The organism is Pseudonocardia sp. NPDC049635, from assembly GCF_040659795.1.
Lineage (GTDB): Bacteria > Actinomycetota > Actinomycetes > Mycobacteriales > Pseudonocardiaceae > Pseudonocardia.
In genome coordinates, this window is sequence record NZ_JBFAON010000045.1 from 1 (window position 1) to 15,411 (window position 15,411).

Genomic DNA, 15,411 nt, shown 5'->3' on the forward strand with positions numbered 1-15,411 from the left:
GGGGCGGGGGCGGGGTGCGGCGGGGGGGGTCGTGCCGGGTTTCTCGGGGGTCTGGTGCGCGCCGGGCGGCCCCTTCGCCGCGGCCCCGCCCCGGCGCCGGCCGCCGCACGGGCCGCCGCGGCCGGGTCCGCACCGGCCGCCGACGGCCGGGACCCGGCCGGGGCCAGGGAGTCCCGGGAGATGGCGGAGAACGCGCTGACCAGGGAGCTCGCCGCGCTCGGCGGAGCCGTTCCGGACCCGCGGCTCGCCGCGGAGCTCGACGACGCCCAGCAACTCGTCGTCCTGGCCCGTCGGGTGCACAACGACGCCGTCCGGGACACCCGGGTGCTCCGTTCGCGCCGACTCGTCCGCGGGCTCCGCCTGCACGGCACCGCACCGGAACCGGTGTACTTCGAGATCGTGGATCCGGAACCCTCGGGATCCCGCGGCCGCACTGACGTAGGATCGACCGGACACCGCACCGTCATGTGAGGAGCTCCGATCACCTGTGTCCGCAGCTGACAACACCCCGGACAACGCCGGTCCGCAGCACGGCACCGCGCGGGTCAAGCGCGGCATGGCCGAGATGCTCAAGGGCGGTGTGATCATGGACGTGGTCACCCCCGACCAGGCGAAGATCGCCGAGGACGCCGGAGCGGTGGCCGTGATGGCGCTCGAGCGCGTTCCGGCCGACATCCGCGCGAACGGCGGGGTCGCCCGCATGTCCGACCCGGACATGATCGCCGGCATCGTCGAGGCGGTCTCCATCCCGGTGATGGCCAAGGCCCGGATCGGGCACTTCGTCGAGGCGCAGGTCATCCAGTCGCTCGGCGTCGACTACATCGACGAGTCCGAGGTGCTCACACCGGCCGACGAGGCGCACCACATCGACAAGTGGGCCTTCACGGTGCCTTTCGTCTGCGGCGCGACGAACCTCGGCGAGGCGCTGCGCCGCATTTCCGAGGGTGCGGCGATGATCCGCTCCAAGGGTGAGGCCGGCACCGGCAACGTCGTCGAGGCCACCCGGCACATGCGTTCGATCCGGGCCGAGATCGGCCGGCTGGCGTCGCTCGACGCGGCCGAGCTGTACATCGCGGCCAAGGAGCTGCGGGCGCCGGTCGAGCTGGTCGCCGAGGTCGCCCGGACCGGCAAGCTGCCGGTGGTGCTGTTCACCGCGGGCGGCATCGCCACCCCGGCGGACGCGGCGATGATGATGCAGCTGGGCGCCGAGGGCGTGTTCGTCGGCTCCGGCATCTTCAAGTCCGGTGACCCGGCGCAGCGCGCGTCGGCGATCGTGAAGGCCACGACCTTCCACGACGACCCGGACATGATCGCCAAGGTCTCCCGCGGGCTGGGCGAGGCGATGGTCGGGATCAACATTCCGGACATCCCGGAGGACCAGCGCTACGCCACCCGCGGCTGGTAACGACCGCACCCCGTTCGTTCCACGGAGCCCCGCCCGGACCACCGGGCGGGGCTCCGCGCATGTCCGGGCCCGTCATCCGGTGCCAGGAGCCGCCGGGCCACGACGCGTCGCGCCGCGCGGACCGCCGGTCGCGCGCCGGGCCGTATCCCGTGGGTGTGAAGTGCGTGGGGTCCCCGATCAGCGCCCGGCCCCGGATCGCCGCGGGAGTGCGGGACGCGGGCGTCGCACCGACGGGTGTGGCCCGGTGGGGTGACGAAGCGCGGGCAGTGGGCGGGAAGGTGCGCGATCCGTGGTCACTCGGTCGCAGGGTTGCCTACTCGATACGGTGACAGAGGTGCGTGTGATGACTCTGTGGCGTTTAGCGTCCTCCGTGGATCACGAGGTCGATGGGGCGGAGGAGCCTGATGGGACGCTCTGTGCGAGTCGCGGCGATTGCCGCGGCTCTGCTGATCAGCCTCCCGGCTGCAGCGTTCGCGGACACCGGGACCGTGCTCCCGGGCACGGGCGTCGCGGCGGTGGACTGTTCCGCCCCGGATGCTGGACCGGACGGGCACACCGGCTCGATCGGTCCCGCAGCGGACCCGGGCCGGCCGGGTGGGCCGGATGCCGGCGGGACGGGGAAGCCCACCGGTGACCGGGGCGCGGGGGACGACCGGGGCTCGGGTGACGACCGGACGACCGCCGGCCCGACGGGCCACGCCATCGACGGCCCGGCCGACTGCGGGCCCGCCACCGACCCGGCCGACCCGGCCGACGCGGCCGACCCGGTTGACCCGACGGACCCGGCGGACGCGGCTGACCCGGTCGACCCGACGGACCCGGTCGACCGGACGGAACCGACTGACCCGGCCGACGCGGCTGACCCGGTCGACCCGACGGAACCGACTGACCCGGTCGACGCGGCCGACCCGGCCGACCCGGCCGACCCGGCTGACCCGACGGAACCGGCCGACCCGGTCGACCCGACGGACCCGGCCGACGCGTCGTCACCCGACCCGGCCGCGCCCGCGGAGGCTTACGCAGGTGCGGCGACCAGCGCAGCGGCCGCGCACGGCTGGGGTGAGCCCGACCACGTCGACGAGTTCGACGGCGAGCTCACCGGCTGGAACCTCTACGACGGTCCCGGCCACGCGGGCGAGGGCACGCGATCCCCGGACGCAGCCTCGGTCGAGAACGGCATTCTCACGATCGACGGGGACGCCGACGGTACGACGGCCGGCATGGCGTGGACCGGCAACAGCCAGAAGTACGGCCGCTGGGAGGGCCGGGTGCGCGCGCCCGAGTCGGACCCGACCTACAACGCGTTGCTGCTGCTCTGGCCGACCGCGGAGGACTTCCCGGTCGGTGGCGAGATCGACTTCATGGAGATGACCGACCACACCCGCCAGACGACCGAACTGTTCCTGCACTACGGCGAGGACAACAGCCAGGTCCAGGGCGAGGTCGAGATCGACGGCACGCAGTGGAACAACTGGGCCGTGGAGTGGACACCGGACGGCGTCGTCGCCTACGTCAACGGCAAGGAGTGGTGGCGCACCGACGACACCTCGATCCTGCCGCCCGGACCGATGCACCTCTGCATCCAGCTCGACTGGTTCCCCGACGGCGACGGCCCGGTGCAACCGTCGACGATGGAGGTCGACTGGGTCCGCCAGTACTCCCTGCCGGATCCCGGGACCACGGGTGAGGACCGCAGCGGCGAGGATCCGGGCGGTGTCGCCGAGCGCCTGCCGGAGCGGCTCGCCGAGGGCGGACCGGATCCGGTGCCCGGTGCGGTGACCCGTGCGCCGAGCACCGGGTGATGAACGGGACTCCATGATCAGCACGGCGGTCGCACCGGGACCGAGCGCGCGGTAGCAGTGCGGCCGGTCGCCGGGGAAGGTCGCGTAGTCCCCCGGGTCCAGCCGGACGGGCACGGACCGCCGGGGTCGCGGTGGCGGCACTCGCGGTGTGGCTAAGGGTGCCGTTCGTCCTGGTCGTGGTGCTGGCCGCGGGCACGACGGCGGCGTTGCGGACGGTCGGCGTCCCGTGACCCGGTGGTCCCGTCGGGCACCCCGGCGCGCGCCGTTCGTCCGCGACGGCGAGGATCGTCGCCATGCACGTCCTCGTCGTCGGTGCCACCGGTTACATCGGATCGCGCCTCGTCGGGCGCCTGCTCGCCGCGGGCGACCGGGTCCGGGTCCTCGCCAGGAGCCCCGACCGGGTGCTGGTGCACCCCTGGGCCGACGAGGTCGAGGTGGTCCCCGGTGACGTCCGGGACACCGGGGCCGTCCGGCGCGCCTGCGGAGGGACCGACGCGGTCGTCCATCTCGTGCACGCCATGGACGGTCCGGGCTACGCCGAGCGGGACCGCGAGGCCGCGCACGTCCTGGCCGACGCCGCCGCGTCGGCCGGCGTCCGCCGGATCGTCTACCTGGGCGGGTTGCAGCCCGACGAGGACACCGGGCGCGTCTCCGGGCACCTGAGCTCGCGGCGGGAGGTCGGGGACATCCTGCTCGCCGGGAGCGTCCCGGCCGTCGTGCTCCGGGCCGGGATCATCGTCGGGACGGGTTCGGCGAGCTTCGAGATGATCCGGCACCTCACCGAGGTCGCGATGGGCGGGCCGCTGGTGCTTCCGCTGCCGGACCGGCTGTGGAACCGGATCCAGCCGATCGCCGTCGACGACGTCCTGCACACGATCGACGGCTGCCTGCGGCTGCCGGACGAGGTGGACCGCGCGTTCGACATCGGCGGCCCGGACGTCCTCACCTACCGGTCGCTGATGAGCGAGTACGCCGCCGAGGCCGGTCTGCGCCGACCACTGCCGCTGCCGGTCCCGCTGTCGGCGCCCCGGCTCACCGCGCGCGCGGTCGCCGCGCTGACCCCGGTCGACCGGGCGCTGGCCCAGCCGCTCGTCGAGTCGATGCGCCACGAGCTGGTCTGCGACCCGGCCGACCTGGCTGCCCTCGACGAGCTGATCGGCAGCCTCCCGGGGGGACCCACGCCGTACCGCACGGCCGTCCGCCGGGCCCTGGACGGCGTCGGCGCCGCCGGGCCGGGCCCGGCCGACCCGCCCGGTTCCGGCCCCGCCGAGTGGACCAGCACCGATGGGTACGACGTGGACGCCCCGGCGCAGGCGGTCTGGGCGGTGATCGAGACGCTCGGCGGTGAACACGGCTGGTACACCGTGCCGGGGGTGTCGACGCTGACCGGCTTCCTCGACGTCCTGGCCGGTGGTCAGCTGCCCCGCCGGCACCCGGACGGTCCACCGCGGCTGCTCGCCGGGGAGCCGCTGGACCGCTGGGTGATCGAATCCGTGGAGCCGGGGGAGCGGCTGGTGCTGCGCGCCGCGGCACCGCTGCCCGGGGTGGCGCGGCTTGAGCTGCGGGTCCGCGCCACCGGCCGGCTGACCAGCCGCTACGAGCAGACCGTCCGGTTCCGCCCGCGCGGGCTGGCCGGCCGGCTGGCGTGGCTGGCCGTGTACCCGGGCCAGCGTTTCGTGTTCGCAGTGATGGCCCGGACCCTCACCGGTGTCGCCCACACCCGCTATCAGCGGCAGCTGCGCAGTCCGATCCGGCGGTGACGGCGCGCCACCACCGGGTTCAGGCCCGGGCGGCCTCCCGGGCGTGCGCGACCTGCTCGGCGCGGTCCTCGGCGGCGATCCGGGTCAGTTCGGCGCCGGCCTCGGGGTCGCGGGTGAGGTTGTCGCCGGACTCCGGGTCGAAGACGTGGATCTTGCGGGCGTCCAGCCAGAACTCGGCGTCGCGCCCCTCCCGGATCCGGCTGGTCGAGTCGATGGACACGATCGCCTGCGTCCGCAGCTGGTCCGAGTCGAGCTCGCGGGACAGCTCCTTGAGCTTGGCATCCACCTCGGCCGGTGCCTCGTACGGGATGTAGGCGAACTGCGAGTCCCCCAGCCATTCGGTGACGTCGACCCGCGCGGTGAAGGTGGAGCCGAGCGGCTTCTTCGCCTCGTCGACGAGGGAGGCGTCCTCAAAGTACTCCGGCCGGATACCGACCAGGACCAGCTCGCGGCCCTTGACCTGATCGGCCCGCGCCGGATCCAGCCCGATCGTGCCGAACGGGGTCTTCAGCCCGTCGTCGGTGACGGTGGCGGGCAGGAAGTTCATCGGCGGTGAACCGATGAACCCGGCGACGAACAGGTTGACCGGCTGCTCGTAGAGCTCGCGCGGTGAGGCGACCTGCTGGATGACGCCCTTGCGCAGCACGCAGACCCGGTCGCCGAGGGTCATCGCCTCGGTCTGGTCGTGCGTCACGTACACCGTGGTGATCCCCAGCCGGCGCTGCAGCCGCGCGATCTCGGTGCGCATCTGCCCGCGCAGCTTGGCGTCGAGGTTGGACAGCGGCTCGTCGAACAGGAAGGCGTCGGCGTCGCGGACGATCGCCCGGCCCATCGCGACCCGTTGCCGCTGCCCGCCGGAGAGGTTGGCGGGCTTGCGCTGCAGGTGCTCGTTGAGCTCCAGGACGGCTGCCGCCTCGGTGACCTTCTTCTGCACCTCGTCCTCGGGTGCCTTGGCCAGGCGCAGCGGGAAGGCGATGTTCTCGAACACCGACAGGTGCGGGTACAGCGCGTAGTTCTGGAACACCATCGACAGGTTCCGGTCCCGGGGGGCCTTGTCGTTGACCCGGGTGCCGCCGATGATCATGTCACCGGAGGTGATGTCCTCCAGCCCGACGATCATCCGCAGCAGGGTCGACTTCCCGCAGCCGGACGGGCCGACGAGGATCATGAACTCGCCGTCGGCGATGTCCATGCTCACGTCGTTGACCGCCGGGTATCCGTCGCCGTACTTCTTGACGATGTTGCGCATCTCGATCGACGCCATGTCCGATCGGGTCCCTTCTCTCGCAGAAGTACAGGTCAGCCCTTGACGGCGCCGTTGGTGAGGCCGGCGACGATCCGCCGTTGGAAGATCAGCACGAGCACGACGACCGGGATCGTGACGATCACCGCGGCCGCGGCGATCGGCCCGTTCGGCGACTCGAACTGCGACGCCCCGGAGAACAGCCCCAGCGCCGCCGGCACCGGTCGCGCCGCGCCCGTCGAGGTGAGCGAGATGCCGTAGGCGAAGTCGTTCCAGGCGATGAAGAACGCCAGGATCGCCGTGGTGAACACGCCGGGCGTGGCCAGCGGCACGATCACCTTGCGGAACGCCTGCCAGCTGGTGGCGCCGTCGACCTGCGCGGCCTGCTCCATCTCCCACGGGATCTCCCGGAAGAACGCCGACATCGTCCAGATCGACAAGGGCAGCGTCAGCGACAGGTAGGGGATGATCAGGCCGGGCCAGGTGTCGTAGAGCCCGATCTGGCGCCACAGGTTGTAGAGCGGCGTGACGATCGAGATGACCGGGAAGATGGCCACCGCGAGCGCGGTGGACAGGATCAGCCGCTTGCCCCGGAAGTTTAGCCGGGCGATCGCGTAGGCCGCGAACATGGACAGCACGCAGGCGATGAACGTCGCTATCAGCACGATCCCGAAGGAGTTCCGCAGCGCCGGCAGGAACAGCTCGGCGGCGTCACCGACCAGGATCTGGGTGTAGTTCTCCCACGACACCGAGGTCGGCAGGAACTGGCCGTTGGCGATGTCCGCCGAGGACTTCAGCGACAGCGACACGATCCAGCCCACCGGGAACAGCGCGTAGATCACGATCGCGATGCCGGCGACGATCCACAGGACCCTCTCGCGGGTGGACATCACTTCTCCCCTCTGGCCTGGGACAGGTCGACCTTGAAGCCCTTGATGAACCCGACGCAGATCACCACGACGGACAGGAACAGCAGCACCGACACCGCGGAGCCCAGCCCGATCTCCAGCCGGTCGATGGTCTGCCGGTAGGCCAGGAACGACACCGTCTCGGTGTTGTTCGCCCCGCCGGTCATCACGAACACGGTGTCGAAGACGCGGAAGGCGTCCAGCGTCCGGAACAGCAGGGCGACCATGATGGCGGCCTTCATGTTCGGGATGGTCACCTTCCACATCCGCTGCCACCAGGTCGCGCCGTCCACCCGGGCGGCCTCCTGGAGCACGTCGGGCACCTGGGCGAGGCCGGCGAGCAGCAGCAACGAGATGAACGGGGTGGTCTTCCAGATCTCGGCGAGGCAGACCACGAACAGCGACGACCAGGTGCCGCCGAACCAGTCGGTGTCCGCGGTCACGCCGGGCAGCCAGGAGAACCACGAGTTCACGAAGCCGGAGTCGAGCGAGAACGCGTACTGCCAGGCGAACGCCGAGACGACCGTGATGACCGCGTACGGGATCAGGATCGCGGCCCGAAGGATCGGCCGGATCGCCTTGAGCGCGTTCATCATCACCAGCGCGAGGGCGAAACCGAGCACCAGTTCGACGGCGACCGTCACCACCGTGATGAACACGGTCACGCCGAACGAGATCCACCAGATCTCGTCGGTCAGCACCACCAGGTAGTTGTTCAGCCCGGCGAACGACCGGTTGGCCGGGTCGGTCAGCCGGTAGTCGAACAGCGAGTAGTAGACGGCCTGGGCGATCGGGTACGCCGTGACCAGCAGCATGATCGCGAACGCCGGTCCGGCGAGCATCCAGCCGAGCCGCTGCTCGGACCGGGCCTTGTCGCTGGTGCCGGTGCCCTCCGGTGGTGCGGGAGCGGCGCCGCCGGTCCCGGGCCGCTCCGTCGTCGTGGTCACAGCAGCTGCTCCTTCGCCAAGACCGCGCGGATCAGCTCGGCGGTCGCCGGGCCGACGCCGGCCGGGTCGATACCGGCCGAGGGGTGGTAGTTGCGCTGGATCGACTCGGAGACCTCGGAGTAGTACGCGGTCTGCGGCCGGGGCTTGGCCTGCTGCAGCGACTGCTCGATCAGCGGCGCCATCGGGAACTGCTCCAGCACCTCGGGATCGGTGAACACCGCCTCCTTGGCGGCCGGGTTCCCGTTGGTCAGCATGTACTGCTTCTGGTTCTCCTCCGAGACGATGCACTCGGCCGCCTGGTAGGCGAGGTCGACGTTCGGGCTGAACGCGCCCACGCCGAGGTTGATCCCGCCGTACGGCGGCGCCGACGGCGTGTCCGGGTCGACCTGCGGGTAGAGCGCCCAGCCGAAGTCGTCGGCGACCGACTGCTCGACGGACCCGTCCTCGACCGCGCTGTTGACCTTCCCCCAGACGAACGGCCAGTTCACCTGGAACATCGCCGCGTCACCCTGGAAGGCGTTGGAGTTCTGGTCCTCGTCGGCGGTGGAGAAGCCCGGCCCGGCGACCCCGGCGACCTCCTTCATGATCTCCGCGGCCTTCGTCGCGGCCGGGGAGTCCAGCCCGAGCCCGATCGCCTCCGGTGCCTCCGGCGACGGGTCGGTGATGATCTCCCCGCCGCCGGACTCCACCAGCGCGTTCAGCCAGACCGTCATCGACTCGGCGCGCGCGCCCTGCGCGGCGATCTGCTTGCCGCTCTGCTGGGCGGCCGCGATGACCTGGTCCCAGGTGACCGGCGAGCTCATGTCCAGCCCGGCGGCCGCGACGTCGGCCTTGCGGTACCAGAGCAGCTGCGTGTTGGCCCAGAACGGGACGGTGACCAGCTCACCGTCCCAGCTGGCGCCCTCGACCGCGGAGTTCACGACGCCCTCGGTGGTGCGGGCGGCGACGTCCTCGGGGACCGGGGCCAGGAAACCGGCCTCGGCGAACTCCGGGATGTAGGGCGGGTCGATGCTCATGATGTCGATCGACGGGTCGTTCGCGGCGAGCCGGCGGACCAGCTGCTGGCGCTGCTCACCGGCCTGGCGGGGCAGCACCGAGGTCGCGATCCGGTAGGCGCCGCCGGAGGCCTCGGTGCACGCGGCGGCGATCTCGGCCTGTCCGCCGTCGTCGGGGTTGGTGTACCAGTTGAGCACCGGTGGGCCATCGGGTGCACCGCCGCACCCGGCCAGTCCGGCGAGGGCGGCGGCGGCCACACCGGCGGCCAACCCTCTTCTCCACCGTGCGCGACGCATGGTCAACCTCGACCCCCCAGTGCTCGGCGTGGCCAGGGCGCGTCGGGTCCGACCCGTCCTGGAAGCGTTTGCGGTCAGAGACTCTCGGTGCTCACCACGACAGTGTCAAGCTTCACAGCCCAACGGTTACCGCTGTGTGTCCTCGCCGGTCAATTGGTGATCTTCGGAATCGATTCGGCCCGGGAGCCGTGTTGCAATCGCTTCCAGCATTGGCCATACATGACGCGTGGCCGGACCGGTGAACCTGGCGGACGTGGCCCGGCGGGCCGGAGTCTCGTCGGCCACCGCGTCGCGTGCACTGAGCCACCATCCGCACGTCGCGGCAGCGACCCGCGAGCGGGTCTGGCGGGCAGCCCGCGAGCTCGAGTACGTCGCCTCGCCGGACGCGACCGGTCTGGCCCGCGGCACCACCGGACGGGTCGCGGTGGTGGTCCCGCACCTGGCCCGCTGGTGGTTCGGCGCCGCGCTGGAGGGACTGTCCGGCGCCCTCCGCGCCGCCGGCCTCGACCTGCTGCTCTACCGCCTCGGCGACTCCGTGGACCGGCAGACCTTCTTCGACGAGCTGCCGGCGCGCCGCCGGGCGGACGCCGTCGTACTGCTCGGGTTCGGGGTCGACGAGCGTGAACGCGAACGACTGGACCGGATCGGCGTCGGGATCGTCGCCGCCGGCACCCGGGTCGGTTCCCACCCGTCGGTGTCGATCGACGAGTACGCCGCGGGGCGCCAGGCGATGGACCACCTGCTGCACCTGGGGCACCGCCGGATCGGCATGATCGTCGCCGCCGACCCGGAGTTCGATCTCGCCCAGCCCGCGGGCCGGTCCGGGGCCTACCGGACGGCGCTGGCCGACGCCGGGATCCGGCCCGATCCCGACCTGACGGCCACCGTGACCTGGAGCCCGGAGTGCGGCGCACGCGCGATGAGCGAGCTGCTCGGGCTGGCCGACCCGCCGACCGCGGTCTACGCGCACTCCGACGAGATCGCGCTCGGTGCGTTGCGGACACTGCGGCGGGCCGGCTACCGGGTCCCCGAGGACGTGTCGGTGATCGGCATCGACGACCATCCGCTCGCCGCGATCACCGATCTGTCGACGGTCGCCCAGCCTGCCGCCGAGCAGGGTGAGCTGGCCGCGCGGCTGGTGCTCGCCGGGCTGGCAGGCGAACCGGTGGAGCCGCTCGTGACGGTGCCGACCCGGCTCGTCATCCGCGGCACCAGCGGCCGCCCGCCCGGGCGGGGAGCGTCCTGATGGCGTTGCCGGAGCTGGTCCTGCGGGCGCCCTGCCCCGGGCTGCTCGCGCTGCCCTGGGAGCTGCCACTGGCGCAGTGGCAGGCCACCGAGGTGCCGCTGCGCGACATCGCCGTCGGCCCGAGCAGGCACCTGGTCCGCTTCGTGGAGGCCGACGGTGAGCTGTGGGCGCTCAAGGACATGCCCGAGCGGATCGCACGGCGGGAGTACGGCGTGCTGCGCTTCCTGGAGGACGAGTGCCTGCCCGCGGTCCGGCCCGCCGGGCTCGTGCTGCAACCCGAGCACGACACCGCCGTGCTCGTCACCCGGTACCTGCAGGGCTCGTGGCAGTACCGGCGGCTGATCATGCGGTTGCCGCCGAACCAGCCCAGGCAGCGGGCCAGGCTGTTCGACGGGATGATCTCGCTGCTGGTCGACCTGCACCGGCACGGCGTCTTCTGGGGTGACTGCTCGCTGGCGAACACCCTGTTCATGCGGGACGGGCAGACCCTGCAGGCCTACCTGGTCGACGCCGAGACCAGCGAGATCCACCCGGAGCTCTCCGACGGGCAGCGCGAGCACGACCTCACGATCCTGGTGGAGAACGTGGCGGCCGGGATGATCGACCTGGCGACCCGGCTGGAGCGCCCACCGGAGATCATCCCGCAGCTGATCGACGAGGCGAACGCCCTCCCGGACCGCTACCGCGCGCTCTGGGACGTGCTGCACGCCGCACCCGTGTTCGCCTACGGCGACCGGTACCGGATCGAGGGCACGATCCGGGAGCTGAACGAGCTCGGGTTCGCCGTCGACGAGGTCTCGCTGCGACCGGTCGGTGAGGACCGGGCCCGGTTGCAGATCGCGGTCGGTGACCGGAACTTCCACAGCGACCAGCTCCGCAGGCTCACCGGGCTGGACGTGGGGGAGGGCCAGGCCACGGTGCTGCTCGGTGACCTGCGTGCGCACCAGGAGTGGATGTGCCGGCGCACCGGCGCTGAGGTCACCGACCGGGACGCGGCGCGCAGCTGGCTGGACACCTGTTTCGTACCCGGCACGCGCGCCGCGCACGAGGCCCTCGGCGGTGCCGGGTCGGACGTGCAGGCGTACTGCGACCTGCTCGAGGTCCGCTGGCTGCTGTCCGAACGGGCCGGGCACGACGTCGGCAACGAGGCCGCGCTGGTCGAACTCGGGGCGTCCGCGCCGACCGACTCGGCGGCCAAGACCGCCGTCGCCGACGCCCCGACCGGCCAGATCCCGCGGATCACCGACGACGAGCCGTGACCCCGGTGCCGGGGCCGGCCGGGCCGGACGGGCGTCACAGACGCCGACCGACCGGTAACCACCCTCCCGGCGGTACTGTTCCGCCCCGTGTCCATTCCCGGTCCCGGTTACGCCATCACCGCTCGCGTCGACGCCCCTGCCCGCCCCACGTCCGCCGGTGACCTCGCCGCCGCGGTCGGCCTGGTCGGCGGCGTCGTCACCGCCTTCGACGTCGTCGAGGCCCGGGCCGATTCACTGGTCGTCGACATCTCGGTGAACGCACGCAACACCGAGCACGTCGAGGAGATCCAGGCCGCGATCGACCGGCTCGACGACTTCTCGGTCCGCAAGGTCTCCGACCGCACGTTCCTGCTGCACCTCGGCGGCAAGATCGAGGTGCGCTCCAAGGTCAACCTGCGCACCCGTGACGACCTCTCCCGGGCCTACACCCCGGGGGTCGCACGCGTCTCCATGGCGATCGCGGACAACCCGGACGACGCCCGCCGCCTCACCATCAAGCGGAACACCGTCGCCGTGGTCACCGACGGTTCCGCCGTGCTCGGGCTCGGCAACATCGGCGCCGCGGCGGCGATGCCGGTGATGGAGGGCAAGGCCGCGCTGTTCAAGCAGTTCGCCGGTGTCGACGCCTGGCCGGTCTGCCTCGACACCCAGGACACCGAGGAGATCATCCGCACGGTCCAGGTGATCGCCCCCGGATACGGTGGCATCAACCTGGAGGACATCGCCGCGCCGCGCTGCTTCGAGATCGAGGCGCGGCTGCGCGAGCTGCTCGACATCCCGGTCTTCCACGACGACCAGCACGGCACCGCGGTGGTCGTGCTCGGTGCGCTGCGCAACGCGCTGCGGGTGGTCGGCAAGAAGTTCTCCGACGTGCGGGTCGTGGTCTGCGGGGTCGGTGCCGCGGGCTCGGCGATCATCCGGCTGCTCGGCTCCGAGGAGACCGCGGACGTCGTCGCCGTCGACGTCGACGGCATCGTGCACCCGGACCGCCCCGACATGGACGACAACCTCCGTTCGATCGCGGCGCAGACGAACAAGCAGGGCAAGCACGGCACCCTGGCCGACGCCCTGGTCGGGGCGGACGTGTTCGTCGGGGTCAGCGCGCCGAACCTGTTCGGGGCGAAGGAGCTCGCGACGATGAACTCCGACGCGATCGTCTTCGCGCTCGCCAACCCCGACCCCGAGGTCGACCCGACGGTGGCGATGCAACATGCCGCCGTCGTGGCGACCGGGCGATCGGACTACCCGAACCAGATCAACAACGTGCTGGCGTTCCCCGGCGTGTTCCGCGGCCTGCTCGACGCGCAGGCCAGTGACATCACCGACGAGATGATGCTCGCCGCGGCGGCGGCGATCGCCGACGTGGTGTCCGAGCCGAACCCGTCGTTCATCGTGCCCAGCGTGTTCGACCAGAGCGTCGCGCCTGCCGTCGCCGAGGCACTGCGCTCGGTCGCGGGCAAGCAGTCGAAGCGGGGCGAGACCGAGGCGGGCTGACCGCGTCGGCGGGGTGCTCCGGCTCACCGTCGCCGTCGACGTTCCCGCAGGTCGGACGGCGTTATCCTGGTCGTCATGTCCTCCCCGACCGTCGGTGTCCTCGCCCTGCAGGGCAATGTCCGCGAGCACCTGGCCGCGCTGACCGCGGCCGGGGCGAGGGCCGTGCCGGTCCGCCGGAGCGCCGAGCTGGACGCGGTGGACGGGATCGTCCTGCCGGGCGGGGAGTCGACCACCATGTCGAAGCTGCTCGACGCGTTCGACCTGCTCGAACCCCTCCGCGAGCGGATCCGGGGCGGCCTGCCCGCCTACGGCTCGTGCGCCGGGATGATCCTGCTCGCCGAGGAGATCCTCGACGGCCGCCCCGACCAGCACCAGCTCGGCGGTCTCGACGTCGTCGTGCGACGCAACGCGTTCGGCCGCCAGGTGGACTCGTTCGAGACCGACCTGGAGTTCGACGGCCTGACCGGTGACCCGGTGCACGCGGTGTTCATCCGCGCCCCGTGGGTGGAGAAGACCGGCGGCGAGGTCGAGGTGCTCGCCACGGTCCCGCCGGTGGCCGGGGCCGGGGAGGCGGCCGGTCGGGCCGTCGCGGTGCGGCAGGGGCCGGTGCTGGCGACGTCGTTCCACCCGGAGCTGACCGGGGACCGCCGGGTGCACGGGCTGTTCGTGCGCATGGTGCACGCCGCCTGACACTGGTGCAGGCCCGACCTGCGGCCGGGGGCGCACCGTCTGGGGGCGGGGGCCACCGCGGACGAGAGTGGTGGGTCCACCACGTCCCGGAGGTCCGCGATGAGCACGGTCGCCGGCGGACGTCCCGCCGCCGACCAGACGCTGCCCCTCGTCGTCGCCGTGAGCGTGGCACTGTGGCTCGGCGCGATCCTGTCCGGCGTGGTGGAGTCACTCGTCCGGCTGGCCGGGCCGGCCGCCCCGACCGTGGTTGAGCTCGTCGCCGGTGCCGCGGTCCACCTGGTGCTCGCGGTGTTCGTGCTCCAGCTGTGCACCGGCCGGGAGGCGGTCCGGTGGACGGTGGCCGGGCTGTTCGGCGTGGTCGGGATGTGGTGGCTGGTCGCCGAGCCGCTGCGGGCGCTGCTGGGGGGTGCGACCGTCGCCGGGTTCCTGGCCGCGGCCTCCGGGCCGGAGCTGCTCGCCGCCGGGCTGCGGTCGTTGCACGTCGCCGAGGTGCTCGGTGCGCTCGCCCTGCTGTTCCGGCCGGCGTCGAACGAGTTCTTCCGGAGTGGCCGGGACGGGTGGGGCCGTCCGGGCCGGACGGCCCCGGGTGCCGGGCCCACCGCCCCTGCCGGCCCGGTGCCGCCCGGGCGCACGATCGGTGGATGAGGACGGGAACCGTACTGGCGGTGGCCGGAACCGCGCTCGGGTTCGCGCTGGCACTGCGCGCCGCCCGCGTCGGAGGGAGCACCGGCGCCGAGGCACGCGCCCCGCTGCCCGGGGACGTCCTGGTGCCCGACGCCACGGTGTCGATCACCCGTGCGGTGTCGGTGGCCGCCCCGCCGGAACGGGTGTGGCCGTGGCTGGTGCAGCTGGGGCAGGGGCGCGGCGGGTTCTACTCCTACGACGTGCTGGAGAATCTCGCCGGCCTCGGCATCCACAGCGCCGACCGGATCGACCCGCAGCTGCAGACCCTGGCGATCGGTGACCCGGTGCACCTGGCCCAGGAGGTGGCGTTGCGGGTGGCGGCTCTGGAACCCGCGGCGCATCTGGTCCTGCTCGGCGCACCGGGGCCGGGTGAGCGCGATGTCATGCCGTTCCGGTTCTCCTGGGCCTTCGTGCTGCGGCCCGGTGAGCCGGACCCCGCCGGGGTGGCCGGCACCCGGTTGCTGGTGCGGGAGCGCTACCGGCCGCGCGACCTCGCGGCCCGGCTGATGATCGAGCTGGTGGTGCCGGTGAGCGCGCTCATGAGCGGGCGGATGCTGCGCGGGATCCGCGAGCGGGCGGAACGTGTGCCGGTGCCTCAGCCGGTGAGCCGGTAGCGGATCAGCCGGGAGCTGTTCCCGACGACGGCGACGCTGGAGGCGTTGTGCAGGATCGCTGCGACCA

General features: G+C 72.5%; 14 protein-coding genes. 10 read left to right on the forward strand and 4 right to left on the reverse strand.

All coding sequences use genetic code 11. The features are described 5' to 3' along the window. The 4 genes from AB0J24_RS28390 to AB0J24_RS28405 form a co-directional block, all read left to right on the forward strand. A partial coding sequence (locus tag AB0J24_RS28390; RefSeq protein ID WP_358686918.1) for a hypothetical protein occupies positions 1–471 on the forward strand: 471 nt, incomplete at its 5' end. 16 nt (positions 472–487) lie between these two features. Beyond that, positions 488–1,405 carry a pyridoxal 5'-phosphate synthase lyase subunit PdxS gene (pdxS, locus tag AB0J24_RS28395; RefSeq protein ID WP_358686919.1) on the forward strand — a complete coding sequence of 306 codons (918 nt, stop codon included), beginning with the start codon at positions 488–490 and terminating at the stop codon, positions 1,403–1,405. A 404-nt stretch (positions 1,406–1,809) separates the two neighbouring features. Then, a complete protein-coding gene (locus AB0J24_RS28400) occupies positions 1,810–3,207 on the forward strand; it encodes a glycoside hydrolase family 16 protein (protein ID WP_358686920.1) in 1,398 nt (465 codons plus the stop codon). A 293-nt stretch (positions 3,208–3,500) separates the two neighbouring features. Continuing rightward, positions 3,501–4,967, forward strand: a complete 1,467-nt coding sequence (locus tag AB0J24_RS28405) for a DUF2867 domain-containing protein (protein ID WP_358686921.1) — start codon at positions 3,501–3,503, stop codon at positions 4,965–4,967. 19 nt (positions 4,968–4,986) lie between these two features. Here the strand turns inward: AB0J24_RS28405 and ugpC are convergent, their stop codons facing one another. From ugpC to AB0J24_RS28425, 4 genes are read right to left on the reverse strand one after another with little or no spacing between them, the layout of a single operon-like run. Next, complete coding sequence (gene ugpC, locus AB0J24_RS28410; protein ID WP_358686922.1) at positions 4,987–6,231, reverse strand: sn-glycerol-3-phosphate ABC transporter ATP-binding protein UgpC; 1,245 nt, start codon at positions 6,229–6,231, stop codon at positions 4,987–4,989. Positions 6,232–6,266: 35 nt separating this feature from the next. Then, a complete protein-coding gene (locus tag AB0J24_RS28415; protein WP_358686923.1) occupies positions 6,267–7,100 on the reverse strand; it encodes a carbohydrate ABC transporter permease in 834 nt (277 codons plus the stop codon). Beyond that, the gene (locus AB0J24_RS28420; RefSeq protein WP_358686924.1) at positions 7,100–8,065 is read right to left on the reverse strand and encodes a sugar ABC transporter permease; all 966 of its coding nucleotides are present in this window, start codon (positions 8,063–8,065) and stop codon (positions 7,100–7,102) included. Before AB0J24_RS28420 ends, AB0J24_RS28415 begins: the two co-directional genes overlap by 1 nt. Next, on the reverse strand, positions 8,062–9,330 hold the full coding sequence (locus AB0J24_RS28425; RefSeq protein WP_358686925.1) for an extracellular solute-binding protein: 1,269 nt from the start codon (positions 9,328–9,330) through the stop codon (positions 8,062–8,064). The genes AB0J24_RS28420 and AB0J24_RS28425 overlap by 4 nt, the downstream gene beginning before the upstream one ends. A 253-nt stretch (positions 9,331–9,583) precedes the next feature. Between AB0J24_RS28425 and AB0J24_RS28430 the strand changes: the two genes are divergently transcribed. The 6 genes from AB0J24_RS28430 (at position 9,584) to AB0J24_RS28455 (ending at position 15,344) form a co-directional block, all read left to right on the forward strand. After that, on the forward strand, positions 9,584–10,603 hold the full coding sequence (locus tag AB0J24_RS28430) for a LacI family DNA-binding transcriptional regulator (RefSeq protein ID WP_358686927.1): 1,020 nt from the start codon (positions 9,584–9,586) through the stop codon (positions 10,601–10,603). Next, positions 10,603–11,862, forward strand: coding sequence for a DUF4032 domain-containing protein (locus AB0J24_RS28435; protein ID WP_358686929.1), 1,260 nt, complete (start codon positions 10,603–10,605; stop codon positions 11,860–11,862). Before AB0J24_RS28430 ends, AB0J24_RS28435 begins: the two co-directional genes overlap by 1 nt. An 87-nt stretch (positions 11,863–11,949) precedes the next feature. Next, positions 11,950–13,356: an NAD-dependent malic enzyme gene (locus tag AB0J24_RS28440; protein WP_358686930.1), complete on the forward strand. Its 1,407-nt coding sequence runs from the start codon at positions 11,950–11,952 to the stop codon at positions 13,354–13,356. 75 nt (positions 13,357–13,431) lie between these two features. Next, positions 13,432–14,046: a pyridoxal 5'-phosphate synthase glutaminase subunit PdxT gene (pdxT, locus tag AB0J24_RS28445; RefSeq protein WP_358686931.1), complete on the forward strand. Its 615-nt coding sequence runs from the start codon at positions 13,432–13,434 to the stop codon at positions 14,044–14,046. 99 nt (positions 14,047–14,145) lie between these two features. Further along, positions 14,146–14,691 (forward strand): hypothetical protein, encoded by a 546-nt coding sequence (locus AB0J24_RS28450; protein WP_358686932.1) that lies wholly within the window; start codon positions 14,146–14,148, stop codon positions 14,689–14,691. Continuing rightward, positions 14,688–15,344 (forward strand): hypothetical protein, encoded by a 657-nt coding sequence (locus AB0J24_RS28455; RefSeq protein ID WP_358686933.1) that lies wholly within the window; start codon positions 14,688–14,690, stop codon positions 15,342–15,344. Before AB0J24_RS28450 ends, AB0J24_RS28455 begins: the two co-directional genes overlap by 4 nt. Positions 15,345–15,411 lie beyond the last annotated feature (67 nt).